Source organism: Dyella sp. CR10, from assembly GCF_055814425.1.
Map to the genome: position 1 here is coordinate 4,102,060 of NZ_CP185986.1, position 26,022 is coordinate 4,128,081.

Annotated in this window: 26 protein-coding genes; 17 read left to right on the plus strand and 9 right to left on the minus strand. The window is 67.0% G+C overall.

Annotation, left to right across the window (positions count from 1 at the left end):
* The first annotated feature begins 14 nt into the window (after positions 1 to 14).
* Both ACNR9O_RS18530 and ACNR9O_RS18535 read left to right on the plus strand, forming a co-directional pair.
* The gene (locus ACNR9O_RS18530) at positions 15 to 2,021 is read left to right on the plus strand and encodes an LTA synthase family protein (protein ID WP_473686083.1); all 2,007 of its coding nucleotides are present in this window, start codon (positions 15 to 17) and stop codon (positions 2,019 to 2,021) included.
* Complete coding sequence (locus tag ACNR9O_RS18535) at positions 2,018 to 4,285, plus strand: YfhO family protein (RefSeq protein WP_473686081.1); 2,268 nt, start codon at positions 2,018 to 2,020, stop codon at positions 4,283 to 4,285. The genes ACNR9O_RS18530 and ACNR9O_RS18535 overlap by 4 nt, the downstream gene beginning before the upstream one ends.
* Here ACNR9O_RS18535 and ACNR9O_RS18540 read toward each other — a convergent pair.
* Both ACNR9O_RS18540 and ACNR9O_RS18545 read right to left on the minus strand, forming a co-directional pair.
* Positions 4,280 to 5,482 carry a class I SAM-dependent methyltransferase gene (locus ACNR9O_RS18540; RefSeq protein ID WP_473686079.1) on the minus strand — a complete coding sequence of 401 codons (1,203 nt, stop codon included), beginning with the start codon at positions 5,480 to 5,482 and terminating at the stop codon, positions 4,280 to 4,282. The two genes, ACNR9O_RS18535 and ACNR9O_RS18540, sit on opposite strands and share 6 nt — an antisense overlap.
* 72 nt (positions 5,483 to 5,554) lie before the next feature.
* Positions 5,555 to 7,708, minus strand: a complete 2,154-nt coding sequence (locus ACNR9O_RS18545; RefSeq protein ID WP_473686077.1) for a TonB-dependent receptor — start codon at positions 7,706 to 7,708, stop codon at positions 5,555 to 5,557.
* 222 nt (positions 7,709 to 7,930) lie between these two features.
* Between ACNR9O_RS18545 and ACNR9O_RS18550 the strand changes: the two genes are divergently transcribed.
* Positions 7,931 to 8,686, plus strand: coding sequence for a hypothetical protein (locus ACNR9O_RS18550; RefSeq protein WP_473686075.1), 756 nt, complete (start codon positions 7,931 to 7,933; stop codon positions 8,684 to 8,686).
* 73 nt (positions 8,687 to 8,759) lie between these two features.
* Entirely contained in the window at positions 8,760 to 9,506 is a 747-nt protein-coding gene (locus ACNR9O_RS18555; protein WP_473686073.1) for a pteridine reductase, read from the plus strand.
* A 56-nt stretch (positions 9,507 to 9,562) separates the two neighbouring features.
* Here the strand turns inward: ACNR9O_RS18555 and ACNR9O_RS18560 are convergent, their stop codons facing one another.
* The 5 genes from ACNR9O_RS18560 to tsaD all read right to left on the minus strand — a co-directional run bounded on the left by ACNR9O_RS18560 (position 9,563) and on the right by tsaD (position 14,040).
* On the minus strand, positions 9,563 to 10,411 hold the full coding sequence (locus ACNR9O_RS18560) for a DUF6159 family protein (RefSeq protein WP_473686071.1): 849 nt from the start codon (positions 10,409 to 10,411) through the stop codon (positions 9,563 to 9,565).
* 230 nt (positions 10,412 to 10,641) lie between these two features.
* Positions 10,642 to 11,124, minus strand: coding sequence for a 2-amino-4-hydroxy-6-hydroxymethyldihydropteridine diphosphokinase (gene folK, locus ACNR9O_RS18565; protein WP_473686069.1), 483 nt, complete (start codon positions 11,122 to 11,124; stop codon positions 10,642 to 10,644).
* Positions 11,106 to 12,395 (minus strand): mechanosensitive ion channel family protein, encoded by a 1,290-nt coding sequence (locus ACNR9O_RS18570; RefSeq protein WP_473686067.1) that lies wholly within the window; start codon positions 12,393 to 12,395, stop codon positions 11,106 to 11,108. The genes folK and ACNR9O_RS18570 overlap by 19 nt, the downstream gene beginning before the upstream one ends.
* A gap of 128 nt (positions 12,396 to 12,523) precedes the next feature.
* Positions 12,524 to 12,883, minus strand: coding sequence for a dihydroneopterin aldolase (gene folB / locus ACNR9O_RS18575; RefSeq protein WP_473686065.1), 360 nt, complete (start codon positions 12,881 to 12,883; stop codon positions 12,524 to 12,526).
* A 107-nt stretch (positions 12,884 to 12,990) separates the two neighbouring features.
* The gene (gene tsaD / locus ACNR9O_RS18580) at positions 12,991 to 14,040 is read right to left on the minus strand and encodes a tRNA (adenosine(37)-N6)-threonylcarbamoyltransferase complex transferase subunit TsaD (RefSeq protein WP_473686063.1); all 1,050 of its coding nucleotides are present in this window, start codon (positions 14,038 to 14,040) and stop codon (positions 12,991 to 12,993) included.
* 55 nt (positions 14,041 to 14,095) lie between these two features.
* On the opposite strand from tsaD, the gene rpsU reads away from it, so the two are divergent.
* The gene (gene rpsU / locus ACNR9O_RS18585) at positions 14,096 to 14,311 is read left to right on the plus strand and encodes a 30S ribosomal protein S21 (RefSeq protein WP_014404075.1); all 216 of its coding nucleotides are present in this window, start codon (positions 14,096 to 14,098) and stop codon (positions 14,309 to 14,311) included.
* Between the two features lie 198 nt (positions 14,312 to 14,509).
* Complete coding sequence (locus tag ACNR9O_RS18590) at positions 14,510 to 14,956, plus strand: GatB/YqeY domain-containing protein (RefSeq protein WP_473686060.1); 447 nt, start codon at positions 14,510 to 14,512, stop codon at positions 14,954 to 14,956.
* A 54-nt stretch (positions 14,957 to 15,010) separates the two neighbouring features.
* Here the strand turns inward: ACNR9O_RS18590 and ACNR9O_RS18595 are convergent, their stop codons facing one another.
* A complete protein-coding gene (locus tag ACNR9O_RS18595; protein WP_473686058.1) occupies positions 15,011 to 15,325 on the minus strand; it encodes a hypothetical protein in 315 nt (104 codons plus the stop codon).
* A gap of 149 nt (positions 15,326 to 15,474) precedes the next feature.
* On the opposite strand from ACNR9O_RS18595, the gene ACNR9O_RS18600 reads away from it, so the two are divergent.
* Entirely contained in the window at positions 15,475 to 15,645 is a 171-nt protein-coding gene (locus tag ACNR9O_RS18600; RefSeq protein ID WP_473686056.1) for a DUF1328 domain-containing protein, read from the plus strand.
* On the opposite strand, the gene ACNR9O_RS18605 is transcribed toward ACNR9O_RS18600, so the two are convergent.
* Positions 15,642 to 16,271 carry a GNAT family N-acetyltransferase gene (locus ACNR9O_RS18605; RefSeq protein WP_473686054.1) on the minus strand — a complete coding sequence of 210 codons (630 nt, stop codon included), beginning with the start codon at positions 16,269 to 16,271 and terminating at the stop codon, positions 15,642 to 15,644. The two genes, ACNR9O_RS18600 and ACNR9O_RS18605, sit on opposite strands and share 4 nt — an antisense overlap.
* Before the next feature lie 77 nt (positions 16,272 to 16,348).
* Here ACNR9O_RS18605 and dnaG point away from each other — a divergent pair, with 77 nt between their 5' ends.
* From dnaG to ACNR9O_RS18655, 10 genes are all read left to right on the plus strand, one after another.
* Entirely contained in the window at positions 16,349 to 18,088 is a 1,740-nt protein-coding gene (gene dnaG, locus ACNR9O_RS18610) for a DNA primase (RefSeq protein ID WP_473686052.1), read from the plus strand.
* A 117-nt stretch (positions 18,089 to 18,205) separates the two neighbouring features.
* Positions 18,206 to 18,832, plus strand: coding sequence for a DedA family protein (locus tag ACNR9O_RS18615; RefSeq protein ID WP_473686050.1), 627 nt, complete (start codon positions 18,206 to 18,208; stop codon positions 18,830 to 18,832).
* A 16-nt stretch (positions 18,833 to 18,848) separates the two neighbouring features.
* Positions 18,849 to 19,448 carry a pentapeptide repeat-containing protein gene (locus ACNR9O_RS18620; protein ID WP_473686048.1) on the plus strand — a complete coding sequence of 200 codons (600 nt, stop codon included), beginning with the start codon at positions 18,849 to 18,851 and terminating at the stop codon, positions 19,446 to 19,448.
* 11 nt (positions 19,449 to 19,459) lie between these two features.
* Positions 19,460 to 19,921, plus strand: coding sequence for a GNAT family N-acetyltransferase (locus ACNR9O_RS18625; RefSeq protein WP_473686046.1), 462 nt, complete (start codon positions 19,460 to 19,462; stop codon positions 19,919 to 19,921).
* A gap of 168 nt (positions 19,922 to 20,089) precedes the next feature.
* A complete protein-coding gene (locus ACNR9O_RS18630; RefSeq protein ID WP_473686044.1) occupies positions 20,090 to 21,310 on the plus strand; it encodes a serine hydrolase domain-containing protein in 1,221 nt (406 codons plus the stop codon).
* Between the two features lie 80 nt (positions 21,311 to 21,390).
* Positions 21,391 to 22,167 (plus strand): SGNH/GDSL hydrolase family protein, encoded by a 777-nt coding sequence (locus ACNR9O_RS18635; protein WP_473686042.1) that lies wholly within the window; start codon positions 21,391 to 21,393, stop codon positions 22,165 to 22,167.
* Positions 22,168 to 22,588: 421 nt separating this feature from the next.
* Positions 22,589 to 23,695, plus strand: coding sequence for a type III polyketide synthase (locus ACNR9O_RS18640; RefSeq protein WP_473686040.1), 1,107 nt, complete (start codon positions 22,589 to 22,591; stop codon positions 23,693 to 23,695).
* The gene (locus ACNR9O_RS18645) at positions 23,692 to 24,681 is read left to right on the plus strand and encodes an aldo/keto reductase (RefSeq protein WP_473686038.1); all 990 of its coding nucleotides are present in this window, start codon (positions 23,692 to 23,694) and stop codon (positions 24,679 to 24,681) included. Before ACNR9O_RS18640 ends, ACNR9O_RS18645 begins: the two co-directional genes overlap by 4 nt.
* A 55-nt stretch (positions 24,682 to 24,736) precedes the next feature.
* Positions 24,737 to 25,222 (plus strand): nuclear transport factor 2 family protein, encoded by a 486-nt coding sequence (locus ACNR9O_RS18650; RefSeq protein WP_473686036.1) that lies wholly within the window; start codon positions 24,737 to 24,739, stop codon positions 25,220 to 25,222.
* Positions 25,223 to 25,356: 134 nt separating this feature from the next.
* Entirely contained in the window at positions 25,357 to 25,932 is a 576-nt protein-coding gene (locus ACNR9O_RS18655) for a hypothetical protein (RefSeq protein ID WP_473686034.1), read from the plus strand.
* Positions 25,933 to 26,022: the final 90 nt, after the last annotated feature.

Consider the following 26,022-nt stretch of genomic DNA (forward strand, 5'->3'; position numbering starts at 1 on the left):
CCCGGAGCCGCCCCTTGCCTGCCGTTGATTTTTCCGCCTCGCCTCTGCGCCAGCGCTTCCGCCCCCTTTGGTGGCTCGCCATCGCCTACGTCATCCTGGGCGCCGTCACTCGCGTCGCACTGCTCGTCATGTCCGGCAAGGGCGTGCCGCATAACCCGCTGTACTGGGCTTACGCCTTCGGCGTGGGCTTGGGCTATGACCTGATCACTTTCATCTACGTCGCCTGGCCGCTGGTGCTGTTCCTGTGGCTGATGCCGCGTCGCGCCTACGTCTCGCGCGGCGGCCAATGGGCGCTGTACCTGCTCGGCGCGGTGACGCTGTACTGGCTGATGTTCGTGGCCGCGTCCGAACTGGTGTTCTGGAATGAATTCGGCACGCGCTTCAACTTCATCGCGGTCGATTACCTGGTCTACACGACCGAGGTGATCGGCAACATCCGCGAATCCTATCCGCTCGGCACCTGGCTGAGCCTGCTCGCGCTGGTCGTCGTGGTGGCGCTGGTGCTGAGCCGCCGCGGCCTGCGCACCCAGGATGGCGGCACGCGCTTCCTGCAGCGTTCGAAGGTGGTGCTGGCATGGTTCGCCATCACGGTGGTCACCGTGGCCGCCTTCAAGGGCACGCTGAAGGACCGTACCGACAACGCCTTCGTCAACGAGCTGTCCGGCAACGGCATCTACGAGTTCTTCGCAGCCTTCCGCAGCAGCCACCTCGAGTACTCGCGCTTCTACAAGACGCTGCCGGACGAACAGGCGTATCGCGACGTGCGCGCCATGCTGAAGACGCCGGACGCCACCTATATCAGCGACGATCCGCGCGACCTCACGCGCGAGATCCGCCATGCCGGCCCCGAGAAGCGCCTCAATGTCGTACTGATCAGCATCGAGAGCTTCTCCGCCGATTTCATGAAGACCTTCGGCGACGACCGCGGCATCACGCCCAACCTGGATGCGCTCGTCGACCAGAGCCTGTTCTTCGACAACCTCTACGCCAACGGCACGCGCACGGTGCGCGGCCTGGAAGCGCTGTCGCTGGCCATCCCGCCCACGCCGGGCGATTCGCTGGTGAAGGCGCACAACAACGAGAACCTGTTCTCGGTGGCCAACGTGTTCAACGACCGCGGCTACCAGTCCGACTTTGTCTACGGTGGCTACGGCTACTTCGACAACATGAACTACTTCTTCAGCCACAACGGCTACCGCGCCGTGGATCGCAACGACATCTCCAAGGAGGATCCGATCCACCACGAGAACGTCTGGGGCGTGGCCGACGAAGACCTGTACACGCTGGCGATGCGCCAGATGGACAGCATCCATGCCGAAGGCAAGCCCTTCTTCCTGCACATCATGACCACCTCCAACCACCGGCCCTTCACCGTGCCGGCGGATCGCGTGCCGCAAAAGAACGGCACGCGCGAGGCGGCCGTGGCGTACACCGACTGGTCGATCGCCGATTTCCTCAAGCGCGCGCGCAGCAAGCCGTACTTCGACGACACGATCTTCGTGATCACCGCCGACCATTGCGCCTCCAGCGCCGGCCGCACCAGCGTGCCGATCAACCGATACCACATCCCGCTGTGGATCTATGCGCCCAAGCACATCCCGCCGCAGCGCGTGCATCGACTGCTGAGCCAGGTGGACATCATGCCTACCGTGTTCGGCCTGCTGAACTTCAGCTACCGCAGCCGCTTCTTCGGCTACGACATTTTCCAGTTGGAACCCGGCCGTGAGCGCGCATTCCCCGCCACCTACGAAAAGCTCGGCTACCTGCATGACGACGTGCTCACCGTGCTGGAGCCGCAGCGCCGGCTCGAGCAGATGCGCCCCGACTACGACACCGGCGACGGCGACCCCGTGCATCCGGTGCAGCAGGACAAGGTGGACCAGGCGGCGGCGTACTACCAGGTGGCCGCGGAGCTCTACAAGACGCGGCAGCTGGGACGCCGGCCGGAGGACAACACGCCGGTGCGGCCGCTGGACGTCCCGACCAGCCAGAGCGATAGCACGAACGCTTCCCTGCAATGACCGATCGGCCAGGCACGGAAGCCGCGCCTTCATGGTGGCGCCGCCCGGAGGTGGCGCCTTATCTTGTGTTGGCGCTGGCATGGTTCGCGCTGAACTCGTCGCTGCTGCTCGGCAAGCGCGTGCTGCCGTGGGACGCGATGGACCAGTTCTACCCGACGGTCTTTTTCAATGCGCATAGCCTCCGCCACGGCCTCGCGCCATGGTGGAATCCCTACGTCTACAGCGGATATCCACAGATCGCCGATCCACAGGGCATGCTGTTTTCACCGCTGCTGATGACGTGGATGTTGATCCCTTCGTCGCCGGGGGCCACCTGGTTTGCCTGGGGCATCCTGCTGCATGTCCTGCTTGGCGCCTGCGCCATGCTGGCACTGCTGCGGGGATGGCGGGCCAATACCTTCGGCGCGCTCGCGGGCGCGCTGGTCTATATGGCAGGTGGCGTGGCGGCATCGCGACTGGAGCATGTTCCCATCGTGCTCGCTTACGCCTATGCGCCTGTTGCGCTGCTGATGATCCGGCGTTTCATCGATGCGCCGGGCTGGCGCCGAGGACTGGTGCTCGGCGTCGCCATGGGCGCCCTGCTTACACACTTGGTGCAGCTGACTTATCTGCTGACCTTCGTGCTCGCGGCCTACGGCGCGATCGCCACCGCACGCCGCTGGTCCGGTTATGGCCGCGGCGAACGCGGGCAATGGCTGCTGGGACTGTGCCTGGCTGCGGTCGTCGCTCTGGCCATGAGCCTTCCACAGCTGCTCTTCAGCCTCGCATTCGTATGGCTTTCCAACCGCGCCGAGCTGCCCTTGAGCGCGGCCAGCGGCGCATCGCTCGATGGGCGCGCGTTCCTCACGCTGTTCTCTCCGAATGCGCTGCACGCATTGAGTGGCGCCTACAGCGGTCCGGCCGATCTGGTGGAGGCCTTCCTTTACATCGGTGCCGTGCCGATGCTTTTGCTCCTGTGGCTTGGCAAGGCCTGGCGCCAGCCGGAGCAGCGCGCGACCCTGCTTTTCTTCACCGGCCTGGCTGCCGTGGCGATCCTGTACATGCTGGGCACGCACACCGGTTTCTACGGCTGGCTCTATGGCTGGCTTCCCGGCATGAAGCAGTTCCGGCGGCCTTCCGATGCGGCGTATCTGCTGAATCTCGCCCTGGCCGTACTCGTGGGGCTGGCCGCCAGCCATCATCGACTCGATTCGCGTCACCATAACCTCGTGCTGCTCGGCGTCGCCGGCGCGTGGCTTTTGTTCTCCTGCCTGGCCTTGCATGAGCCAGGCTCGCGCTGGAAGGCCGCGATGTTCGCCGCGCCGCTATTCGCACTGGTCGCCGCATGGCTTGCGGCGCGCCGCGCATCCACCAGCGCTGCGATAGCACTCGCGCTACTGGCGCTTGTCGTGATCGATTACCGGAGCTTCAACCTCAACGGAAGCTTCAACGAGGGGCGGGATGGCGCACGTTCATTGCTGCGCGAAGACGCGGTCAAGCTCCTGGTCAAGGAAAGCGAGGATCGCTCCAGGCTTCTCCCGCCGCGGATCGAGCCCGTCGATATCTTGCCGGGGTGGGACAACCTGATCGTGCTTCCGGGCCTGCGCTCCACGCAGGGGTACAACCCCTTGCGCTACAGCCTGTATGCCTCGTGGTACGCACCGCGCGACAACGGCAACCAGCCCTGGCAGACCACGCCTTATCACCCTGGTCCGGGTTCCGTCATGAGCCGGCTGCTCGGCGCCGAATATGTCGTGCGCGATACGCGGCTGAAGCGGTCGCTGTTGCCGCCTCCGGCGGGCTATGAACGAATCCTTCAGGGCGATATCGAGGTCTGGCGCAGTCTCCAGCCAGCTCCCCGCCTGCTGAATCCCACCATCGCCCGCCTCGCCGATGCTCCGCCGGCCCCCGAAATCTTCGGCGCAACGGACTTCAATGAAACGCTCTGGTTGATGCCGCGCGACGCAGACGCTCGCAACGATGCGGTTCGCGACAGCGTCCGCTGCACAGGACGCCTGCAGCTGCTGCAAGCCAGCGCCACGCCGACCCGGCTGAGCGTGAAGACGCAATCGGAAGCGACACCGGGATGGCTGGTCCTCAGCGAGCTTGATTTCCCAGGCTGGCGCGCCAGCGTGGATGGCGCGGACCTGCCCATTCATCGCGCCAACGGCATGTTCCGCGCCGTCTGTGTACCCGCTGGCGAGCATGTGGTGGAGTTTCGTTTCCATCCCTGGCGGATGGTCGCCGACGCCTGGCGCCAGCGGCATACGGTGCAAACGCTATAAGCGGTCGCCCTGGTCGGCCTCGAGCAGCTCCGCCGGCAACGGCACCACGTCCATGCCGCGCGCCAGCACCATGGCCTGGAAGCGTTCACCCATCTGGTCCGGCAGGGTGAGCTTCTTCACCTGCTGCGACAGGCGGTAGCGCGCCGCTTCGTCAGGCGCGTAGGCGTAGGCGGCTTCGAAAGCTTGCTGCAGGCCGGCCGCGATGAGGAAGTGCGCCTGCGGGAGGTACGCGGCGACGCCGAAACCTGCCTGGTTGCCAGCCTCGGCCAGCGCGGTGAAATCCACCGAGGCGGTGAGGTCGTTGAGCCCCGGCAGGAACAAGGGGTCGGCATGCGCATGATGGCGGTAATACGCCATCAGCGTGCCGTCGCTACGCTCCGCCTGGTAGTACTCGCGTCGCACGTAACCGTAGTCGACGAACAGCATGATGCCGGCGACGAGCGAACCGGCAATGGCTTGCATCCAGTAAGGCAGCTGCGGCAGCACTTCGGAGCGGTAGCCATCGGCGAAATGGACGTCCATATCCCGCTCGACGTGGCGCACGGCACCGGCAACCAATGCGTCGGCGGGCCGGTCGACCCGCATCAGGCGGCCCTCGCCATCCAGGGCCACGTACTCCTCGTACACCTCGCCGGCACGCATCGCGAAGCGCGTGGTCGGCAGGGCGTCGATCACTTCATTGGCGAACAGCACGCCGCGCCAGTCTTCTTCCGGCGGACGGTCCAGCCATTGCACGCGCGCCGACAGTTCGGCCGGCAACGCTTTGGCGAGCCGCTCGCGCTGACGTTCGCGCAAGTCGGCGCTGGGCTCGAGGATCAGATAGCGGCGCGGCGCCCGCCCTTCGACGTGCAACGCCAGCAAGGCCGTTTCGGCAAACGCACCGCTGCCGCCACCCAGTTCGAGGAAATCGGCACCGTCGCCGAGCATCTCCAGCACCGGCCCCGTTACCTGCGCCACGCAACGGGCGAACAGGTCGCCGAGCTCCGGCGCGGTGATGAAGTCGCCGGCTTCACCGAACTTGGTCGCGCCCGCGCTGTAGTAACCCAGCCCAGGGGTGTACAGGCAGCGTTCCATGTACTGGGAGAACGGCATCGGGCCGTGCGCGGCAATCTCTTCGCGCAGGCGAACCAGCAAACGGTCGGAATGGGCACGCTCGTCGGTGCCGGGTTCGGGGAGATGGGTAAGGCTCGGTTTCATCGGCCAAGGATAGCCGATGCGCCCGTCCCGCCCGAGACGCGCCCGCGCCGCCATGCGGCGCAGGCGCAGGGCTCAGAAGTCCTTCTGCACCGTGGCGTACAGCCCCCGGCGCGGCCCGAACTGCGGCGCGCCCACGCCGATGCCGGTGCCGTCGCGCAACTCGTAGCTGCGATCCAGCGCATTGATCACAGCCAGCTGGGTGTGCAGCTTGCCCGTGCTCTGGAATTCGAAGTCGTGCGAGACGCTGAGGTTGAGCTGGAAATAGGCCGGCATCGACGCGCCGTTCGGCACGCTGCCGTCGCGACGCAGGCCGCTGCCGAACAAGTAATTGGCGCCGACGCGAGTGGCCGGGTCGATGGCATAGCTGACGCCACCGGAAGAGGCGATCTTCTGGTCGTGGTCCAGGTGGATGTAATGGTCGGCGACGTAGGCCAGGTCGTCCGGCGCAAAGTTGTACTGGCTGGTGATCACGCGTTCGCCCAGCGCCTGCGAGACCGCCACGTTGAAATAGGCGGACCACGGGCCGTTGTCGTAGTCGGCGGTGAACTCCACGCCGCGAACCTTGCCCTTGGCGTAGTTGAAGGTGGAGTACACCAGCGCCGTGCCGAACTGCCCTTCGTCCTGCAGGCGGCGCACCTTGCGGTAGTAAGCATCCAGGCCCAGCGTCAGCGAGGAGCCGACGCGTTGCTGAATGCCCGCGTCGAAGTAATCGCTACGTTCCGCCAATGGCGTGTTGTTGCCGTTATCGGGCAACGCGTTGGTGGTGCCATCGAACTTCCGGATATTGCTGGTGGTGATCGCCTCGGTGGCCGGCGGCGTGAAGTAGCGCGCATAGCCGGCGTGCAGCGTGGTGTCGTCGCTGGCCTGGTACACCAGACCGAGGCGCGGACTGAGCTGGCTCTCGGTGCGGAAGGCCTTGTACACGTCGCCGCGCAGGCCGTAGTTCACGGTCAGCTTGTCGCCGATGCTCCATTCGTCCTGCAGGTAGCCGGACCAGGTCTTGGCGGTGAGACGGTTGCCGTCGAGGATATTGATCGGCGTGGTGCTTGCCTGGTTGCCGTTGGCATCGGCGGGAAACACCCAGGCGTCGTTGCGGCTCGGCGCACGCTCGAAGCTGCCGTAGATGCCGTAGCGCAGCGTGTGTGCGTCGCCCAGCGGCGTGGCGAAGTCGGCCTGCAGCGTGCTGGAACGGTTGCTGCGGTTGATGCCGGACGCCACGCCGTTGAACATCAGATCGCCGACCAGGTCAGGACTGAAGGCGAGGCTGGAATAGCGCTGGCCGAGCGATACCTGATAGTCCGTCGCACCCAGCTTGCCCTGCAGGGCGAGTACGCCGAAGCGGGTGTTCTCGCGCTGGCGGTCGTCGAGCCTGGCGGAGTCGAAATCGGTCTGGTCCAGATAACCGAAGCTCGGCGTCTGGCCCGGCCGGTTCGGGATCTGGAAGCGGCTATTGGCCATGCCGAACAGGAAGCTCAGGCGCGTCTGGTTGTCGATCAGATAGGAGATGTCGCCGAACGCCTTCACCTGATTGGAGTGGTCGTGGATCGGCTTGCGGCTCGAGGTGGGATTTTCGATGCCGACGTCGCTCTCCAGGTAATTGGCCGTGAGGAAATAGCTCCAGCGATCATTGCTGCCCCACAGCGAGGCGTTCGGATTGAGCGTGCCGAACGAACCGCCGGTCACGCCGACGCTGCCGCCATTGCCCAGGTCGTGACCGCCTTTGGTGCGGATATCCACCACCGCCGCGGTGCGCAGGCCGTACTGCGCGGGCAGCGCGCCGTCGAGCAGCTTCACGTTCTTGATGGTGCGCGCATCGAGCGTCTGGCCGAAGCCGGAAATCGATTCGGGAATGATCACGCCGTCGATGCGGTACTGCAGGTTGGCATGGTCGCCGCGCACGTGCAGGCCGCCGTACGAGTCCTGCACTACGCCCGGCGCCTGCAGCAGCACCTGGTTCACCGGCGTACTGTCGCCCAGCGGCAGCTGGGCGATCGCCTTCTGGTCGATCACGTACTGGCTGCTGCCGGTATCCGGCGACAGCGCATTGCGCGACTGGTCCAGCTGCGCGCTCACGTCGATCGCGCCCAACTGCTGCACCTTCGCCGGCGGCTTGTTGCGGGTACCGCCATTGCTGTCGGTGATATCGGTCATCGGATTTTCGTCGGCGTGGACTGCCACGGAAAACAGCGCGGCAGCAAGGCTGATGGCGAGCAAGGTGTGCTTCATCGGGTCACTCGGGAAAGGGAGGCGGGGCGTTTTCGATACGTTATAACATTGCCATCATCACCTTTCGCTTACCTGCCCCGAAAGTCATGCCCGAAGACGCAATATTTTTCGAAAACAGATGGTTGCGAACATGCCCAGCGATCGGCGCCGGGCATGTTCGCAGCCGCTTCATCAGAGCGGCCTAGACTGCGCAACGCCACCAGCGCCCGCCACGAGGTCCGCATGAGCGACGAGAACAAGCAATTGCCCGCGGTGATCTCCGCCGAAGACCACAGCCGCGTCACCCAGGCGATCCTGGATTTCGTCAGCGAAATTCCAGGCAGCAAGGTGGGCACCAGCAGCGCGCCGGAAGCAGACGCGCGCCGCATCGCCAACCGCGCCGCGCAGCGCGCGGCGCTGACTGCCGGTTCGCTCGCGCTGCCGCCGGGCCCGCTGGGCTGGCTCACCGTGCTGCCGGAGCTGGTGGCGATCTGGAAGATCCAGGCGCAGATGGTCAGCGACATCGCCGCCGCTTATGGCCGCCATGCCGAACTCGGGCGCGAGCAGATGCTGTGGTGCCTGTTCCGTCACACCGCTGCCCAGGCTTTCCGCGATCTCGTGGTGCGCATGGGTGATCGCCTGCTATTCCGCCGCGTGTCCTACACGGTTGCCGAGCGCGTGGCCAAGCGCGTGGGCATGAAGGTCACTCAGCGCGCCGTCGGCAAGGGCCTCGCACGCTGGCTGCCGGTGGTGGGCGCATTAGGTGTGGGCGCCTATGCCTACTACGACACCGGGCAGGTGGCCAGCACCGCCATCGCGATGTTCGGCAGCGAATTCCATACCGAAGGCGAAGCCGACGCATCGCGGCAGATACCGGCCAAGCCCGGTCTCGCCCGCCGCGCGCGCAACGCCGTCGTCGAAAAAACCGTCACGGGCGCGGCCCGCGCGGTGGAACGCATGGCGCGCAAGTCGCGCCGCGACGACCGCCCGAACGAGTGACGACCTTTCGCCGGATGACGTTGCAGCGCCTTTGCGGCAAGCTGCCCGGCACCTTCGCACGCAGGAGCCGCGCATGCCGCCTCAGCAGGAACGCCCCGTCGCACTGATCACCGGCGGCGCCAAGCGCGTGGGTGCGGAGATTGCACGCACCCTGCACGCCGCCGGCTACGACCTGGCGGTGCATTTTCGCCGCTCGCTCGACGAAGTTGCGGAGCTGACCGGCGAACTGGAAGACCAACGCTCGGGCAGCACCATCGCCATCCAGGGCGAGCTGGCCGGGCCCGAGGGCTGGCCAGTCATGATCGAGATGACGATGGACCGCTACGGCCGTCTCGACGCCCTGGTCAACAACGCTTCCGCGTTTTACCCGACGCCGGTGGGCAGCGCGACCATCGAACAATGGAACGAGCTGTTCGCCTCCAATGCACAAGCTCCGTTTTTCCTTGCGCAAGCCGCCGTTCCCGCGCTTCGCGCCACCCGCGGCGCCATCGTCAACCTCATTGATATTTACGCCGAGCGTCCGCTCGCCAACCATCCGATCTACTGCATGGCCAAAGCCGCGCTCGCCGCGATGACCCGCTCGCTTGCGCTCGACCTCGGCCCTGACATCCGCGTCAACGGCGTCGCCCCCGGTGCAGTGATGTGGCCCAGTGACGGCAAGCCTTACGACGACCAGCAGGCGATGATCGCGCGCACGCCGTTGCAACGCGCCGGCTCGCCGCAGGACGTGGCCGGCGCCGTACTGTGGCTGCTGCGCGATGCCCCCTTCGTCACCGGCCAGATCATCCGCATCGACGGCGGTCGTACGCTGTCCGTATAACCCACGAAAAAGGGCGGCATCGCTGCCGCCCTTTGCCCGGAAAAATATCGCCGGACTTACTGCTTGGGCCGGAACGCCTGCTCCAGCAACGCCTGGTCGAACCCCATCCCCACCCGGCCCTCTTCCGCGTACTGATACAGCGCCGCCGCGTAGATGCCCTGCAGCGAGGCCTGCACCAGTGCCAGCAGGCTCAGGCCGACCACCGCCACGGCGATCGCCGCCACGATCAGCGGCATCGATTGCGTGCTGACCGCACCCGCCACGAGCACACCTGCCACCAGCACCGCGACGAAAGTCAGCACGCCGAACACCACGCCGATACCCGCGTTGCCGATCAGGTTCTCGCCCCAGGTGCTCTTGAGCAGTTCCACGCTGCGCTTGACCGCATCCATCGGCCCGACGTTTTCGCTGGCCAGCACCGGCACCACCAGGAAGGCAGCCACCGTCCAGGCCAGGCCGAGCAGGCCCGCGACGATACGGCCGACGAAGCCCAGGCGCTCCTGCAGCGCGCGCAGGAACAGGCCTACGGTGGCGGCGATCAGCGCGTAGCCGAAGATCGCACCCACGCGCGATTTCGCCACCGCGAAACCAGCGCCGACACTGGTCGGCTCGCCGCGCAGGCGCTGCAAGGCGGCGCCGGCCAGCGCCGTGTTGAAGAAAATGATTACGAAGTACTGCACCAGATAGAAAGCGAACAGCGCCACATAACCGGCCGCCGACAACCCCTGCCGTCCTTCGTGCTCCGCGCCGATCGCGACCATGGCGATCGGAATCAGGAAGCTCGCCGCCACCAGCATGCAGCATAGGCCCGACAGCAACGGGAACATCAGCAACGACTTGTCAGAACGCAGCACCGCCGCGCTCGCCTTCATCAATTCCCAACTGCGTGCGAACTTGCCTGCCATACCCCCTCCTCGGTAGCGATATCCAGAAGCGCCTTTTAGCACATGAGGCGGCGTCGCTGAGTCCGTTCCGCCTCTTCGGAGGTCTGGTTCAAGCTATTCATTCGGTCATCCGTGAAGCCAAGGAATCCGTTTCGGTCCGCCCGCTTTGGCTGTTCATCGCTGGCGGCCCGCCTAACCGGCCGAGATGAGCGAGGGGAACCTCGCGCCGGCAGATAGATATCCGCGGCTGGCTACAGCGGCTCGGGCAGCAACGGCTCGCGCTCGGCCGGAAACGCCGTCCACAGCTCGGCCAGGGTCCGGCCATCGATCGGGTGGCGCGTCGCGGGCGCGATGTCGGCAAGCGGTTTCAACACGAAGGCGTGCCTGAGCTCCTTGCGCGGAATCTGCAGGTGTCCCTCCCCGCTGCGCACCAGGTCGTCGTAGAGCACGATGTCCACGTCCAGCGTGCGATCCGAATAACGCGGCACGTCGCGGCGGCGGCCGTGACGGTCTTCCAGCGCGTGCAGCCAGTCGTTCAATGCCTCCGGCGACAGCTCGGTATCCAGACCCACGGCGAGGTTGACGAAGTCCGGGCCGTCGAAACCCACCGACTTGCTGCGGTAAGCAGGCGATACGTCGATCCCGCCGAAGCGCCCGCGCAATTCGTCCAGCGCCGCGCGCAGGTGGCGATGGGGGTGGACGTTCGAGCCGAGGCTCAGGTAGACACGGGCCATGCAGCTTGCTTTCCGTTCGGCGCGGGAAGCTGCGATTCTGCCCGCGCCATGCCCGCACCCGCCAGCGCCTCGCGCACATCGTGGCCGGACGGCTGCTGGTACAGATGCAGACCGAACGCCGGCAGCAAGGCGATGAGATGATCGAAGATGTCGCTCTGGATCGTCTCGTACTCCGCCCAGGCCGTGGTGTCGGTGAAGCAGTACAGCTCCAGCGGCACGCCCTCCGGCCCGCCTTCCATCTGCCGTGCCATGCAGGTCATGTCCTTGCGGATGCGCGGATGGGCCGTCAGGTACGCGTTCACATAGGCGCGGAAGGTACCCAGGTTGGTCAGGCGGCGGCGATTGAGCGGCGCGACGGCATCGTCGCCGAGTGCGCGGTTCCACTGTTCCAGATCGTGCTGCTTGCCGGCGAGGTAGTCGCGCAGCAGGCGGGAACGCGACAGCGCCGCCAACTCCTCCGGCTCCAGGAAATGCACGCTGCCGGCATCGATGCGCAGTGCGCGCTTGATGCGGCGCCCGCCCGACTCGGCCATGCCACGCCAGTTCTGGTAGCTCTCGGCGATCAGTTTCCAGGTCGGCACGGTGACGATGGTGTTGTCGAAATTGCGCACCTTCACCGTGTACAGCGCGATGTCGATGACATCGCCGTCCGCGCCCGCCGCGGGCATGGTGATCCAGTCGCCCACGCGCAGCATGTCGTTGGACGACAGCTGCAAGCCGGCGACGAAACCCAGCAAGGTGTCTTTGAACACCAGCATCAGCACCGCCGACATCGCGCCCAGACCAGACAGCATCCAGCCCACGCTGCGGCCGGTGAAGCTGACTACCACCACCAGCGCGGCGACCGCGAACAGCACCAGCTTGCCCAGCTGCACCATGCCCTTGATCGAGCGCTGTCCGTCGGACGAACGGTGATACAGATCCTCCACCGCCGACAGCGCCGAACTCACCGCCATGACGCCGAAGCACACCATCAGCGCGGTGGCCACGTCGACCGTCATGCGGCGCACTTCGGCCGGCAGTCCCGACACGAGCGCGATGCCGAACTGCACCACCACGGTCGGCGCCATGCGCGCCAGCCATTTGAACGCACCGTGGTCGAACAGCGCCGAATCCCAGCGCCACGCGGTACGCCTGGTGACGCCGCGCATGACCCGAAAGAGCATGAAATGCGCGACGGTCCCGACCAGCCAGGCCACCGCCAGCAGCGTCGCCGCGCCGGCCGCCGTGTGGGTCCACGGTTCGCGCCAAAGGTCTTGCCACCAGGTCATGTTCGCTCGCCTCCTCGCCGGCGGATCCGCACGACGAACAGGCCATACGAATCACGGTGGCCGCGGCGCGGCCGGATCAAAAGCGGCAAGGATAGCCCAGGGGTCCCCGATGCTGGATCGGAGGATGACTATTGTGGGCGCGCGCCACGCTCGATGCGCACGCCCACCGCGCGCGAGCCGCGCACCGCGCCGGGCTTGGAGAGCTTCAGCCGAACCCAGCTCACGCCGAACTCCTCGCGGATGATTGCCGCGCAGCGCTCGGCCAGCGTTTCGACCAGACCGAAACTCGATGCCTCGACGTATTCGACCAGGCGCTTGGATACGTCCTTGTAGTTGAGCGTGTCGGCGATATCGTCGGTGGCTGCGGGCCGGGTGTTGTCGAAGGCCATCTCGATATCCAGCGACAGCGTCTGGCGCACCCGGCGCTCCCAGTCGTAAATGCCGATGACGGTATCGATGCGGAGGTCTTCGATGAAAACGATGTCCATGATGCGGAACGTCGGAAGCGGGAAAGGATGAAAGCGTAGCGCTTCGCTCCGCCGGTTGCCGCCATGTCCGCGCACTGCTCGCGCCTGCTCGGACGCGAGCGCCTGCCTCACACCGCCGGCAGAGTCTCCAGATCCCAGCGCGGGAATACCTGCACGCTCTCGTCCTGCTGCTGTCCGGCGGCCAGGCGGATCGCACCGGCCAGGGCGATCATCGCCCCGTTGTCGGTACAGAACGCCAGGCGCGGGAAATACACGCGAAAACCTTCCTTCGCGCCCGCCTCCGCCAGCTCCGCGCGCAGGCGCTTGTTGGCGCCCACGCCGCCGGCGATCACCAGGCGCTTCGCGCCGGCGGCCTGCAAGGCGCGGCGACACTTGATCGCCAGGGTGTCGACAATGGCTTCTTCGAAGGCGCGGGCGATGTCGGCGCGGGTCTGCTCGCTCTGATCCGATTGCTGCCAGGCCAGCAGGACCTGGGTCTTCAGACCCGAAAAGCTGAAATCCAGGCCTGGCCGGTCGGTCATCGGGCGCGCGAAGCGGAACACGCCCGACCGGCCCTGCTGGGCCAGTGCCGCCAGGGCGGGACCGCCCGGATACGGCAGGCCCATCAGCTTGGCGGTCTTGTCGAAAGCTTCGCCGGCGGCGTCATCCAGGGTGTCGCCGAGGATCCGGTAGCGCCCGATCCCCTGCACCTCCACCAGCATCGAATGGCCACCGGAGACCAGCAGGGCTACGAACGGAGGCTCCGGCGGGTCGTCCTCCAGCAACGGAGCCAGCAGGTGCCCCTCCATGTGGTGCACGCCGATGGCCGGCACGCCCAGCGCCCAGGCCATGGCGCGGGCGGCCGCCGCGCCCACCAGCAAGGCGCCGACCAGGCCGGGGCCGGCGGTATAGGCCACGCCGCCCAGGTCCGCCGGGGTCAGGCCGGCTTCGGCCAGGGCTTCGCGCACCAGCGGCAGCAGCTTGCGCACGTGGTCGCGGCTGGCCAGTTCCGGCACCACGCCGCCATAGTCGGCGTGGAGCTTGATCTGGCTGTACAGGGCGTGGGACAGCAGCCCCTGGCCCGGCGCGGCCGGCTCCCAGCGCAGCAGGGCTACCCCGGTCTCGTCGCAGGACGTCTCGATGCCCAGTACGGGCTTTGAAAATTGCTTCGTGTCCACGTTATACTTCGCGGCTCGCCCGATCAGATGGGCCAGTTTACCATTCGGAGTTTCCATGCCCAGCGTAAAAGTCCGCGAGAACGAGCCGTTCGAGCTTGCCCTGCGTCGCTTCAAGCGCACCTGCGAAAAGGCCGGCGTCCTGGCCGAGACCCGCAAGCGCGAGTTCTACGAAAAGCCGACCCAGGAGCGTAAGCGCAAGCGCGCCGCCGCGGTGAAGCGTCACCTGCGTCGCCTGTCGCGCGATACCTCGCGCCGCACCCGCCTGTACTGAGCCTTTCGTCCGCTCCACGCGGACACGATGGGGATATGGCGCCTGCGGCGCCGCCCCGCAAGGTTCGACCCCCAGGCATGGGATCCGGCAGCCGGCGCGTACATTCGCTGCCGCTGCCCATCGCTCCAGCATAGGCCGGCGTTGCCCTGCGCAACGCCGGCTTCATGCGTTTCCTCAACGCGTTCATGGAGATGTGGCATGTCCCTCAAGCAGCAGCTCACCGAAGACATGAAGACCGCCATGCGCGGCGGCGACAAGCAGCGCCTCGCGGTGATCCGCCTGGTCCTGGCCGCGATCAAGCAGCGCGAAGTGGACGAGCGCATCGAACTGGACGACGCCCAGACCCTGGCCGTGCTGGAAAAGATGCTCAAGCAGCGCCGCGACTCCATCACCCAGTTCGAGGCCGCCAGCCGCCAGGACCTGGTCGACGTCGAGCGCGCCGAGATGGTCGTGATCGAGGCTTACCTGCCCGCCAAGCTCAGCGAGACGGAGATCGATGACCTGGTGGCCGCTGCCATTGCCGCGACCGGCGCCAGTTCTCCGCGCGATATGGGCAAGGTAGTCGCAGCCGTCAAGGAAAAGGCCGCCGGCCGCGCCGACATGGCCGTGGTCTCCGCCCGCGTGAAGGCCCGCCTCGCCGGCTGACGCCATGACAAGCCTGTTCGCCCTCTCCCGTGGAGAGCGCGAACAGGCTCCAGGTCAGCCGCGGTGGCCCAGGCCACCGGCCGCACGCAGCCAGAACAGCAGCAACACCAGCGCCACGATCGCCACCACCATCACCCAGGCGTGATGGCGGCGCTTGCTGATCACCTGCTCCCAGCGCGCCTGGTCCAGGAAATAACGCCCCTCACCCGGGCAGCGCAGCACGCCCCGCTCCACCAGCTGGTACCAGGCGATGCCCGGCGTCAGCTTCAACTCATCGGCGCCGCGCGCCGCCTCGGCGCTCGTCGCGCCCGCTTCCGCGAAGCGGCGCACGATGGCGCGCTGCGCATGCAACATCATCGCCGTCAACATGGCGTGTTCTCCGAACTAAATCGATCCCAACCCGATGCGGAACCGCGGCGCAGCATGACGCCGTCCACCCATTATCCAGCCAGCGTCTTCACATCGGCACGCCCAACCTCGTGGGCGCCGTCCATGCGGCCGACACGAAGGAGAGATACATGCTCAGGTGGGCCATCATTTTTGCCATCGTTTCGCTAGTCACCGGCTGGCTGGGCTTCTACTCGGTCTCGGGCATCACCGGCACCATCGCCAAGGCCCTGTTCGCCATCTTCCTGATCCTGTTCCTGATCGCGGTGCTGGCAGCCATCGGCTTGTTCCACATCGCCTAGGAGCGCTCCATGCGCCGGTGCGGGGGCACATGCCCCCGCGCATTAGCCAGGCTGGATGGCCGCTCTCCCGTGACCACGAAGCCACATCGCTCGTACAGCGCCTGCGCCCGCGGGTTGGTAGCGGCCACATCCAGTACAAGCCTGCCGCGCCCCAGCGCACCTGCCTGCTCGGCGAGATGATCGATCAGCGCCCGCCCGATACCCTGCCCGCGCAGCGTCGGGTCGACCCCCAGGTGCGCCAGGTAATGCATGTCGCCCGAAGGCGGCGCGATCACGCGCTCGACGCGCAGCCCACGCGCAATCACCCCCGGCGCGTGCCGCCAGCCGAAGTACCCCAGGATCTGCCGTGCCGCCGCCAGGGTGAACGCGCCATGCGTGTCGGCACCAAAGCCGGCGCCCACCGCGACCACCCGTCCGTCCAGCTCGCCCACGCAATGGTTGCGCCAGCCGAACTCCCCCGCCCCGTCGACGAAGGCGTGCCGCAGGAACGCCTGGGCATCGCCACGCCCCGGCAACGCGAACACGTACTCGAACGCCGCCGGCCCGGAACTGTGGATCAGCGGCACGGCTGCCGCCACATCCGCCGCCTCTGCCGGCCTGAAACGCACCCGCGCACTTGCCGCCATGCCCCGCCTCCCCGAGTATCCCGCCAGCATAGGACGATCCGCCGCCCTCTTGACCGCCCCCGTACACTAAGGCGCTTATGCGCGGCCGTATCCCCGATACCTTCATCGACGAACTGCTCTCCCGCGTCGACATCGTCGACGTGATCGAGCGGCGCGTACCGTTGAAGAAGGCGGGACGCGAGTGGACGGCGTGCTGCCCTTTCCACAACGAGCGCACGCCGTCGTTCTACGTCAGCCCCGCCAAGCAGTTCTTCCATTGCTTCGGCTGCGGCGCACACGGCAGCGCGATCAAGTTCCTGATGGACTACGACCGCCTGGAATTCCCGGACGCGGTGGAGGAACTGGCCCAGTCCGTCGGCCTGAAGGTGCCTTACGAGGGCGGCCGCGACGCGGCGCCGCGCGAGGACAAGACCGACCTCTACGGCCTGCTCGATGCCGCTGCGCGCTGGTACCAGGACCAGCTGCCACGCAGCCCCGAAGCACAGGCCTACTGCAAGAAACGCGGCCTCGACGCCGAAACCATCGCGCGGTTCCGCATCGGCTGGGCGCCGGCGGGCTTCGACGGCGTGATCAAGGCCCTGGGCAACGACCAGCGCCGCATGCAGCTGCTCAATGAAGCGGGCATGGTGGCCAGCAACGAGCGCGGCAACAAATACGACCGTTTCCGCGAACGGCTGATGTTCCCCATCCTCGACCGCCGCGGCCGCGTGATCGCGTTCGGCGGGCGCGTCCTGCAGTCCGAGCAGGGGCCGAAGTACCTCAACTCGCCCGAGACGCCGCTGTTCCACAAGGGCCGCGAGCTTTTCGCGCTGTGGCAGGTGAAGCAGGCCAACAGCAGCCTGGCGCGCATCGTCGTGGTGGAGGGCTACATGGACGTGATCGCCATGCACCAGGCCGGCCTGCCCATCGCGGTGGCCACCCTGGGCACGGCCACCACGCCGGACCATACCGAAGTGCTGTTCCGCGCCGCGCCCGACGTGGTGTTCTGCTTCGACGGCGACCGCGCCGGCCGCGCCGCCGCCTGGAAGGCCCTGGAATCGGCGCTGCCGCGCCTGCGCGACGGTCGCCAGGCCTATTTCCTGTTCCTGCCCGAGGGCGAGGACCCGGACACGCTGATCCGCAAAGAAGGCAAACAGGGCTTCGAGCAGCGCCTGAAGAACGCCACGCCGCTGTCGGAGTACTTCTTCGGCGAGCTGTCGCACGAAGTGGACGTGGGTAGTCTCGACGGTCGCGCCCGCCTGGCCGAGCGCGCGCGCCCGCTGATCGCCAGGCTGCCCGATGGCGCCTTCCGCGATCTGATGGCACAGGAGCTGGAAAAGCGCACCGGCGCCCGCGCCGTGCTGCAACCCGAAGCCGGGGCGCGCCGCGCCGTACAGCGACCCGTCGCGGTGCAGCGCAGCCTGGTGCGCAGCGCCATCGCCCTGCTGCTGGCCCAGCCGGGCATGGCCGACGAGGTGGAAAGGCCGTACGCGTTCCTGCGCCTGGACAAGCCGGGCGTCGACCTGCTGGCGGAACTGATCGATCTGGCGCGCTCGCGCCCCGGCATCAACCCGGTGGTGCTGGTGGAGCATTTCGCCGAGCGGCCCGAATATCCCGCACTGCAAAAACTGATGGCGGCCACCGTCGTAGGCGAGCCGGAAACCCAGCGCGTGGAGTTCTTCGACGCGCTGCAGCGCATGCAGCAACAGGCCGTGGAACAGCGCCGTGACTGGCTCACCGCCAAAAGCCGCGAAGGCACGCTCGACAGCGCCGAGAAAGCCGAGCTGCGCGAACTGCTGGCCGCCCGCGTACAGCAGCCCCCGGCCTCTTCGAACTAACCCCTATGCGGTTATGCTTGACCGTTCCGCCCCCGCCGGCCGGCGCCCATGGATTGGCCCGCCTGTGGGATCATCGCCCCTCGCTTTCTGCCGGGGCTCGACCAGGCAAGGACGTCGATGGATCTGCTTGAACGACTGGTAACGCTGTTCGCCGAAAACGGCTATGCCGCCGTCTTCATCGCACTGCTGCTGTGCGGTGCAGGCGCGCCGTTGCCGGAGGACATCACCCTGGTCGCCGGCGGCGTCATCACCGGCCTGGGCTACGGCAACGTGCACATCATGTTCGCGGTCGCGATGGTCGGCGTGCTGCTGGGCGACGCCGGCATGTTCCTGCTGGGCCACCACTACGGCGCGCGCATCCTGCAGTGGCGGGTGGTCGCGCGCGTGCTCACGCCGGAGCGCTATGCCAAGGTGCAGGAAAAGTTCGAGCGCTACGGCAACCGCCTGATGTTCATCGCGCGCTTCCTGCCCGGCATGCGCACCGCGGTATACATCACCGCCGGCACCACCCACCGCGTGTCGTTCCTGCGCTTCTTCCTGCTCGACGGCTTCGCCGCGCTTATCAGCGTGCCGATCTGGGTCTACCTGGGCTACTTCGGCGCCAACAACCACGAGTGGCTGGTGATGTGGATCCGCCGCGGCCAGAGCAGCCTGTGGGCGCTGGGCGGCATCGTGCTCACGGTGGTGCTGGTGTTGTGGTGGCGGCACCGGCGTCGGGTGGCGCGCGAAGGCGCCGGCCCCTGAGCCAGCGCGAGCGCCCGTGGCAGACGACCCCTTCGAGCGGCGCGACCACAGCGGACAACGCTTCCGCGATCTCCACCGCGTCGGCGCCACGCTGGAAGGCCTGCGCTTCGAGGATTGCCGCTTCGAACACTGCGACTTCAGCGACGCGACGCTGCGCGACTGTCGCTTCCGCGACTGCGAATTCGCCGACTGCAACCTGAGTCTGGCGCGGCTTTCCGGCAGCCAGTTCGATGCGCGCTTCGTCGACAGCAAGCTGGTTGGAGTCGACTGGACGCAGGCGCACTGGCCCACGATCCGCGTCGGCGGCGCGCTGGCCTTCGAGCGCTGCGCATTGAACGACAGCAGCTTCTTCGGCTTGTCGCTGCGCGAGCTGGCCGTGGTCGAATGCCGCGCACACGACGTGGACTTCACCGAGGCCGACCTGGAGGATGCCGACTTCCGCCATAGCGACCTGCGTGGCGCGCTGTTCCGCCGCAGCCGGCTGGCACGCGCCGATTTCCGCGAGGCGCAGAACTACCGCATCGACGTCTTCCTGAACGACATCAGGCAGGCGAAGTTCTCCTTGCCCGAAGCCGTCGCCCTGCTCTACGGCCTCGACATCGACCTGACCGAATGAAAGGGCCCATCATGTCCGACGACGTCGTCGTGCGCCCCGCCGAAGCGGATGACTATGCCGCCTGGAAGCCGCTATGGGATGGCTACAACGCGTTCTACGGCCGTGCCGGCACCACCGCGTTGCCGGATGACATCACGCGCATCACCTGGTCGCGCTTCCTCGATCCCGGCGAACCCATGCATGCCCTGGTAGCCGAAAGCGGCGGCCAGCTGCTCGGACTGGCGCATTACCTGTTCCATCGCAGCACCATCTCGGTCGGCCTCAACTGCTATCTGCAAGACCTGTTCACGGTAGAGGCCGCGCGCGGCCGCGGCGTGGGGCGACAGCTGATCGAGGCGGTGTATGACCGCGCGCGCCAGGCCGGCTCGCCGCGCGTGTACTGGCAGACCCATCACAGCAACGCTACCGCGATGCGGCTGTACGACCAGGTGGCTGAACACTCGGGCTTCGTGGTCTATCGCAAGCCGCTCTGACGGGCCTGCGACCCGTCCGGGCGCGAAACAAATGTGCGCCACATCACTTTTTGCCTTTGCTGCGGACCGGAGCCATCCGGCGGGGCCGACGGAAGCCGCGCCGTCATCGGCTGGAAGGTAAACTGCGCGTCCAGGAGCCCCATCGCTTCAGGAAGAACAGGGAACCCCATGCATCATCACACCATGCCGCCCGCCGGCCGGCGTTCGGGCGCGAGCCACGCCTTGGCGCGCGGCGCCAGCCTCGCCCTCGCCGCCACGCTCAGTCTCGCCGCCGGCCTGCCGGCACAGGCCCGGCCCGCCGGCGGACCGCCGACGCTGGAGCGGGCACTCGAAGAGATGCAGGCGCAATCGGTGCTGCCCGGTTATTGCGTTGCCGTGGTGGACGGCGGTGGCGTGCGCTACGCCAAGGGCTTCGGCTACGCCGATCTCGCCGCCCGCCAGCCGTATACCGCCGACACCGTCCAGCCGGTTGCCTCCATCAGCAAACCCGTGCTGGCCGTGGCGCTGATGCAGCAGGTACAGGCCGGCACACTGTCGCTGGATGCGGACGTCAACAGCGAACTGCCGTTCGCCGTGCGCAACCCGCATGTCGCCAACGTACCGATCACGCTGCGCCAGCTGGCCACGCACAGCTCCGGCATCGTCGACCGCGAGCCTTTCTACACGCAGAGCTACGCCAAGGGCTCGCCGGCCGCGTTCGACATCAAGAACTATCTCGCCGACTATCTCGTACCCAAAGGCGCCAGCTACCAGGACGGCAACTTCATCAAGGCGCGGCCGGGTTCTATCTATCGCTACAGCCATCTCGGCACCGCGCTGGCCGCGCTGGCGGTGGAAACCAAGGCCGGCACTTCGTACCGCGCGTATACGCGCGAGAAGATCTTCACGCCGCTGGACATGCGCGGCACCGGCTGGAGCCCGGCCGATGCGGAAGGTCCGCAGGCCACGCTCTACGACAAGAACAAGAAGCCGCTGGCCCCCTATGCCTTCCCTGCCTACGCGGCGAGCGGCCTTTATTCCACCTGCAACGACGTGGGCAAATTCCTCGCCGCGATGATCCGCGGCTACCAGGGCCGCCCCGGCCTGCTTTCGCCGACATCGTTCCAGGCGATGTTTTCCCCGCAGTGGCCGAAGAGCCAGCAGCCCAAGGGCGTGCGCGCGGGTGACGGCCTCGACCAGGGGCTGTTCTGGCAACGCACCGACCGCGGCGAACTCGGCCACACCGGCGGCGACCACGGCCTGACCGTGCAGATGGCGTTCAATCCGGTCGGCGGCACCGGCCGCGTGCTGATCACCAACATCGGCGACGGCGACCGCCCGGACGTGACGCGCGAACTGGCCAGGCTGTGGCAGACGCTCGGCAAGTACGAGCAGAATCCCGAACCCTGAGGCTCGCGGAGATCGCGCGAAACCGCTACAACAGCGGTTCCGCCATCCGGACGTCCAGACGGGAACACGCCGTGCACGCCATGCCTTCTGCTCTGTTCACGCTCGCCCTCGCAGGCGCCACCTTCGGCGCGCCCGTCGAAGCCCAGACGGGGCCCTCCGCGATCGATCCGCTCTATACCATGCCGCCGTCCGCGCTCTCGGCCAGCGACATCGCCTCACTGCAGCAGCGCCTCGCCGACTGGCCACAGCTGAACCGCTACCGCGAGGACAATGCGCGACTGGGCCCGCCCAAGGCCGGCGAGCGGCGCGTAGTCTTCTACGGCGATTCGATCACCGACAACTGGGGCCGCCAGGAAGGCAGCACGTTCTTTCCGGGCAAGCCATACGTGAACCGCGGCATCAGCGGCCAGACCACGCCGCAGATGCTCGTGCGCTTCCGCCAGGACGTGATCGACCTGAAGCCGGCCGCGGTGGTGATCCTCGCCGGCACCAACGACATCGCCGGCAATACCGGCATCTCCAGCCTCGGCATGATCGAGGACAACCTGCGCTCGATGGCGGAACTGGCGCGCGCCAACGGCATCCGCGTCATCCTCGCCTCCGTGCTGCCGGTGAGCGACTACCCCTGGCGCCGCGGCCTGCGCCCGGCCGGCAAGGTGCGTGAGCTCAATGCCTGGATCCGGCAGTACGCCGCCGCCACCGGCGGCATCTATCTCGACTACTACGGCGCGCTGGCCAACAAAGAGGGCGGCCTCGACGCCGAACTCGCCGAAGACGGCGTGCATCCCACGCCGGCTGGCTATGCGCGCATGGCGCCCCTGGCGGAAAAAGCCATCGCGCAAGCTCTGGGAAGGTGACCTCCACACAAGCGCCGCACTGCTTCGAACGCTGCGCGGCAAATGGCGTGAATCGGACGTCTATACGTCTCAGGCATTTCATCGAAGCAATCATGGCGATTGCGATGCCCATCACAACTCGCCGCTCTTCTCGTCGTCTTTCACGCGGACGTCATAGCTGGCCGCCTGACGCGAGCGTATAAGGCAAACCCCTCGACCTATCGCGCGAGGAAGGGGCAGCGCGAGGCCGAGCGTCTTCTCACGGGGGTTTTTGCCATGACCATGCGTTCCGCGTGTGCTCGAGGTTCGTCTCCGTTCCCCTTCGGCGCACACTTCCACGCGCCGCCCCTCATAGCTCTCTGAGCGCGCCTTTGGCGCATCTGCCGTCGACGCGCACCGCGTCGCGCCCCTCGCTGTCCCTGCGCTCGCACAGGAGTGTGTGATGGCCATCCTTTGCCGCCCGTCGGTCGCGGTCCCCGAGCACGTCATCACGCAGGAGCACACGCTGGCGCTGGCGCGCCGTCTTCACGCCGATCACGAACAGCTGCCACTGGCGCTCCGCCTCATCCGCAACACCGGCGTGCGCAAGCGGCACATCGTGCAACCCATCGAAGCGACGCTGCGCCATCCGGGTTTCGAAGAGCGCAACCGCATCTATGTGCGTGAAGCCAGGGCCCGCCTACCCGCCGTAGTGGAACAGGCACTTCGCCACGCGCGGCTCGCCGCCGACCGCATCGATGCGATCGTCTTCGTCTCCTGCACCGGCTTCACCATGCCCTCGCCCATCGCCTGGATGATCAACGAGCTGGGCTTTCGCAGCGACGTGCGGCAGTTCCCGATCGCGCAGCTCGGCTGCGCCGCTGGCGGCGCGGCGATCAATCGCGCACACGATTTCTGCCTGGCCTATCCCGGCGCGCATGCACTGATCGTCGCCTGCGAGTTCTGTTCGCTGTGTTACCAGCCGGACGATCTCGGCATCGGCAACCTGCTTTCCGATGGACTGTTCGGCGACGCCGTCGCCGCCGCGGTGGTGCGCGGCGAAGGAGGCACCGGCCTGCGCCTGAGCGGAAACGGATCGCGCCTCGTGCGCGGCACCGAGGACTGGATCTCCTACGCGGTGAAGTCGACTGGCTTCCACTTCCGCCTCGACCGTCGCGTGCCAGGCACCATGGAGCAGCTCGCACCGGAACTGCGCGCCGTCGCCATGGAGTTCGGCTGGAACGCGGCTGACCTGGATTTCTACATCATCCACGCAGGCGGCCCGCGCATCCTGGACGATCTCTCGCATTTCCTCGGCGTGGCGCCGGAGATGTTCCGCTACAGCCGCGCCACGCTCACCGAGTACGGAAACATCGCCTCGGCCGTGGTGCTCGACGCGCTGCGACGCCTGTTCGAAGACGGCGGTGCCGGCGACGGCGCGCAAGGCATCGTCGCCGGCTTCGGGCCTGGCATCACCGCCGAAATCACGCTCGGCACCTGGGCCGATCGTCCCTCGCAGAAACACTTGGCCGACCTGCTCGACCTCGCCATGAAGGAGGCGATGACATGAACGCATACCTCACTCCACCCAAGCAGCTCGTTCTCGGCGGCGACCTGATCGTCAACCGCCTCGGCTACGGCGCCATGCATCTCACCGGCTACGGCATGTGGGGGCCGCCGGAGGACAAGCGCGGCGCGATCCACCTGCTGCGCCATGCCGTGCTCGAACTGGGCATCAACTTCATCGACACCGCCGATGCGTACGGCCCCGGCGACAACGAAGAGATCATCCGCGAAGCGCTTCATCCCTATCCGGAAGATCTGGTGATCTCCACCAAGGGCGGCATGCTGCGTTCGGGCAAGCTCGACTGGATCCACGGCGCGCCGGGTGCGCCCTACATCATGCCGCTGGGCCGGCCGGAGTATCTGCGCCAGCAGGTGGAGATGAGCCTGCGGCGCCTGGGCGTTGAGCGCATCAGCCTTTACCAGCTGCACAGCATCGATCCGACCGTGCCGCTGGCCGACACACTGGGCGAACTCGTGCGCCTGCAGCAGCAAGGCAAGATTCATCACTTGGGCCTGTCAAACCAGCCGGGCGTCAGCGTCGCGCAGCTGGAAGAAGCCCGCCGCCACGCCGATATCGTCGCCGTGGAGAACCTCTACAACATCGCCGATCGAGCCGACGACGACGTGCTGCGTTACGCCGAAGCGCACGGGATCGCCTTCATCCCCTGGTTCCCACTCGGCCATGGCGGCCTCGTCGGCGAGGACAGCGTGCTCAAGCCCATCGCGCACCGCCATGGCGTCACGACCTCGCAGCTGGCCCTGGCTTGGCTGCTGCACCACTCGCCGTCCACCCTGCTGATTCCCGGCACCACCTCCATCGCGCATCTGGACGAGAACGCCGCTTCGCTCGACGTCGAATTCGCGTCGGCAGATCTGCAGGCCATCGTCGAGGCCGTGGATCGCGCAGGCCTTCCGACCTGGCGACCGGACCCGGCCGCGGCACGCGCGGCGACGCTCGCCGACGGCCATGGCCACCACACGAGCCAGTAAGCGCGAACGGCAAGCCGAACCGAACCGTGAAGCCCTCTCCCTCCAGGAGTCCAGCATGTCTGCACTGCATCCCAACATCGACATTCTGCGCGCTGTCTACGCCGACCTGCGCTGCATCGATCGCTATACCGCCGACGACGTCGTGCTGCACACCGCCGACCGCGGCGCCTCCGGCGGACCGGCCCAGGTTTGCGGCCGGGCGGCCGTCAAGGCGAAGGAGCTGGATCTGATCCGGCTCAGCGGCGACACGCTGGTGATGGAGGTACACAGCATCGTCGCCAACGATTATTTCGGCGCCGTGCTCGGCGTGCTGCGGGCGCGACGCGATCAGCGCGCCGTCGGCATGCCCTTCTGCGGCCTGTGGCGATTCCGCGACGGCCTCATCGTCGAACATTGGGAAAACGCGTACGACGCCGGCGCGCTGGGCGGTTTTCTGACCGGCCGCGACGACGGAGACTGGACGACGCTCGTCGCGTCCCCGAGCGATGCGGCCCTTTTGCGCGACGTCGCCAGGCCGGATTCGGGCCTGGATGCCCACTGACGCGTGCCGTCCACCGGCGCATCGTCTCTCTGGATGCCACAGCGCCGCACGGCACCGGCGCGTCCGCGATCGCACGGAGCGTGCCGATCCGCATGGACGTCATCAACCCGCGTCCCTCAACCTCGGAGACCGTCATGTCCACCTTGCGCTTACTGAAAACCGTTCTCGGCGCCCGCGCGTCGATCATCACGGCCATCGTGCTCAGCCTCGCCGCCGGCCTGTCGACGGCGCCGGCTGTCCGCGCGCAGGCGATCCTGCCTATCGTCAACTGCACAGGCAATCACGCCGCCACCTGGTCGCCTGGCGTGACCAACACCACCGCGCTGCACACGGTGACCACCGATACCGCCTGGAGCTGTACACAGTTGATCGCCTTGCCGCTGCTCACCAGTGCGTCGTCGCACGAGCAGTTCACCGCGCCGTTCAACTGCACCAACCTGTTCTCCACCGCGCCCATCACCTGGACGCTGCACTGGAGCGATACCCGCGGCCCGGCGACGAGCACGTTCACCTTCACCGCCACCGTCGCGCCGGTCGACGGCAACCTGGTGGTTACGGCGCCCGGCAGCATCACCGGCGGACGCTATGCCGGGCGCAGCGCGACGGCGGTCTTCACTCTGCTCAACCTCGGCGCCACCTTGAACGACCAATGCAATTCCGCCACCGGTGTCACCAGCGCGAGCGGCCCATCGACCTTCCTTATTCTCTGACCGCCACCGGCGCCGGCCCGCACCCTGTGGGCCGGCGCTTCCTGCTTGAGCACCACGACGACCGGCACACACATCCGCTATACGGCTCGG

What these genes read in the sequence shown, in the direction of transcription:
- ACNR9O_RS18645 (WP_473686038.1), top strand. Translation starts at nt 23,692, where the DNA reads ATGAACGCATACCTCACTCCACCCAAGCAGCTCGTTCTCGGCGGCGAC.
- dnaG (WP_473686052.1), top strand. Translation starts at nt 16,349, where the DNA reads ATGCGCGGCCGTATCCCCGATACCTTCATCGACGAACTGCTCTCCCGC.
- ACNR9O_RS18570 (WP_473686067.1), bottom strand. Translation starts at nt 12,395, where the DNA reads ATGACCTGGTGGCAAGACCTTTGGCGCGAACCGTGGACCCACACGGCG.
- ACNR9O_RS18590 (WP_473686060.1), top strand. Translation starts at nt 14,510, where the DNA reads ATGTCCCTCAAGCAGCAGCTCACCGAAGACATGAAGACCGCCATGCGC.
- ACNR9O_RS18545 (WP_473686077.1), bottom strand. Translation starts at nt 7,708, where the DNA reads ATGAAGCACACCTTGCTCGCCATCAGCCTTGCTGCCGCGCTGTTTTCC.
- rpsU (WP_014404075.1), top strand. Translation starts at nt 14,096, where the DNA reads ATGCCCAGCGTAAAAGTCCGCGAGAACGAGCCGTTCGAGCTTGCCCTG.
- ACNR9O_RS18605 (WP_473686054.1), bottom strand. Translation starts at nt 16,271, where the DNA reads ATGGCGGCAAGTGCGCGGGTGCGTTTCAGGCCGGCAGAGGCGGCGGAT.
- ACNR9O_RS18555 (WP_473686073.1), top strand. Translation starts at nt 8,760, where the DNA reads ATGCCGCCTCAGCAGGAACGCCCCGTCGCACTGATCACCGGCGGCGCC.
- ACNR9O_RS18550 (WP_473686075.1), top strand. Translation starts at nt 7,931, where the DNA reads ATGAGCGACGAGAACAAGCAATTGCCCGCGGTGATCTCCGCCGAAGAC.
- ACNR9O_RS18615 (WP_473686050.1), top strand. Translation starts at nt 18,206, where the DNA reads ATGGATCTGCTTGAACGACTGGTAACGCTGTTCGCCGAAAACGGCTAT.
- ACNR9O_RS18655 (WP_473686034.1), top strand. Translation starts at nt 25,357, where the DNA reads ATGTCCACCTTGCGCTTACTGAAAACCGTTCTCGGCGCCCGCGCGTCG.
- ACNR9O_RS18600 (WP_473686056.1), top strand. Translation starts at nt 15,475, where the DNA reads ATGCTCAGGTGGGCCATCATTTTTGCCATCGTTTCGCTAGTCACCGGC.
- ACNR9O_RS18595 (WP_473686058.1), bottom strand. Translation starts at nt 15,325, where the DNA reads ATGTTGACGGCGATGATGTTGCATGCGCAGCGCGCCATCGTGCGCCGC.
- ACNR9O_RS18560 (WP_473686071.1), bottom strand. Translation starts at nt 10,411, where the DNA reads ATGGCAGGCAAGTTCGCACGCAGTTGGGAATTGATGAAGGCGAGCGCG.
- ACNR9O_RS18535 (WP_473686081.1), top strand. Translation starts at nt 2,018, where the DNA reads ATGACCGATCGGCCAGGCACGGAAGCCGCGCCTTCATGGTGGCGCCGC.
- ACNR9O_RS18540 (WP_473686079.1), bottom strand. Translation starts at nt 5,482, where the DNA reads ATGAAACCGAGCCTTACCCATCTCCCCGAACCCGGCACCGACGAGCGT.
- ACNR9O_RS18640 (WP_473686040.1), top strand. Translation starts at nt 22,589, where the DNA reads ATGGCCATCCTTTGCCGCCCGTCGGTCGCGGTCCCCGAGCACGTCATC.
- ACNR9O_RS18625 (WP_473686046.1), top strand. Translation starts at nt 19,460, where the DNA reads ATGTCCGACGACGTCGTCGTGCGCCCCGCCGAAGCGGATGACTATGCC.
- folK (WP_473686069.1), bottom strand. Translation starts at nt 11,124, where the DNA reads ATGGCCCGTGTCTACCTGAGCCTCGGCTCGAACGTCCACCCCCATCGC.
- ACNR9O_RS18630 (WP_473686044.1), top strand. Translation starts at nt 20,090, where the DNA reads ATGCATCATCACACCATGCCGCCCGCCGGCCGGCGTTCGGGCGCGAGC.
- folB (WP_473686065.1), bottom strand. Translation starts at nt 12,883, where the DNA reads ATGGACATCGTTTTCATCGAAGACCTCCGCATCGATACCGTCATCGGC.
- ACNR9O_RS18635 (WP_473686042.1), top strand. Translation starts at nt 21,391, where the DNA reads ATGCCTTCTGCTCTGTTCACGCTCGCCCTCGCAGGCGCCACCTTCGGC.
- ACNR9O_RS18650 (WP_473686036.1), top strand. Translation starts at nt 24,737, where the DNA reads ATGTCTGCACTGCATCCCAACATCGACATTCTGCGCGCTGTCTACGCC.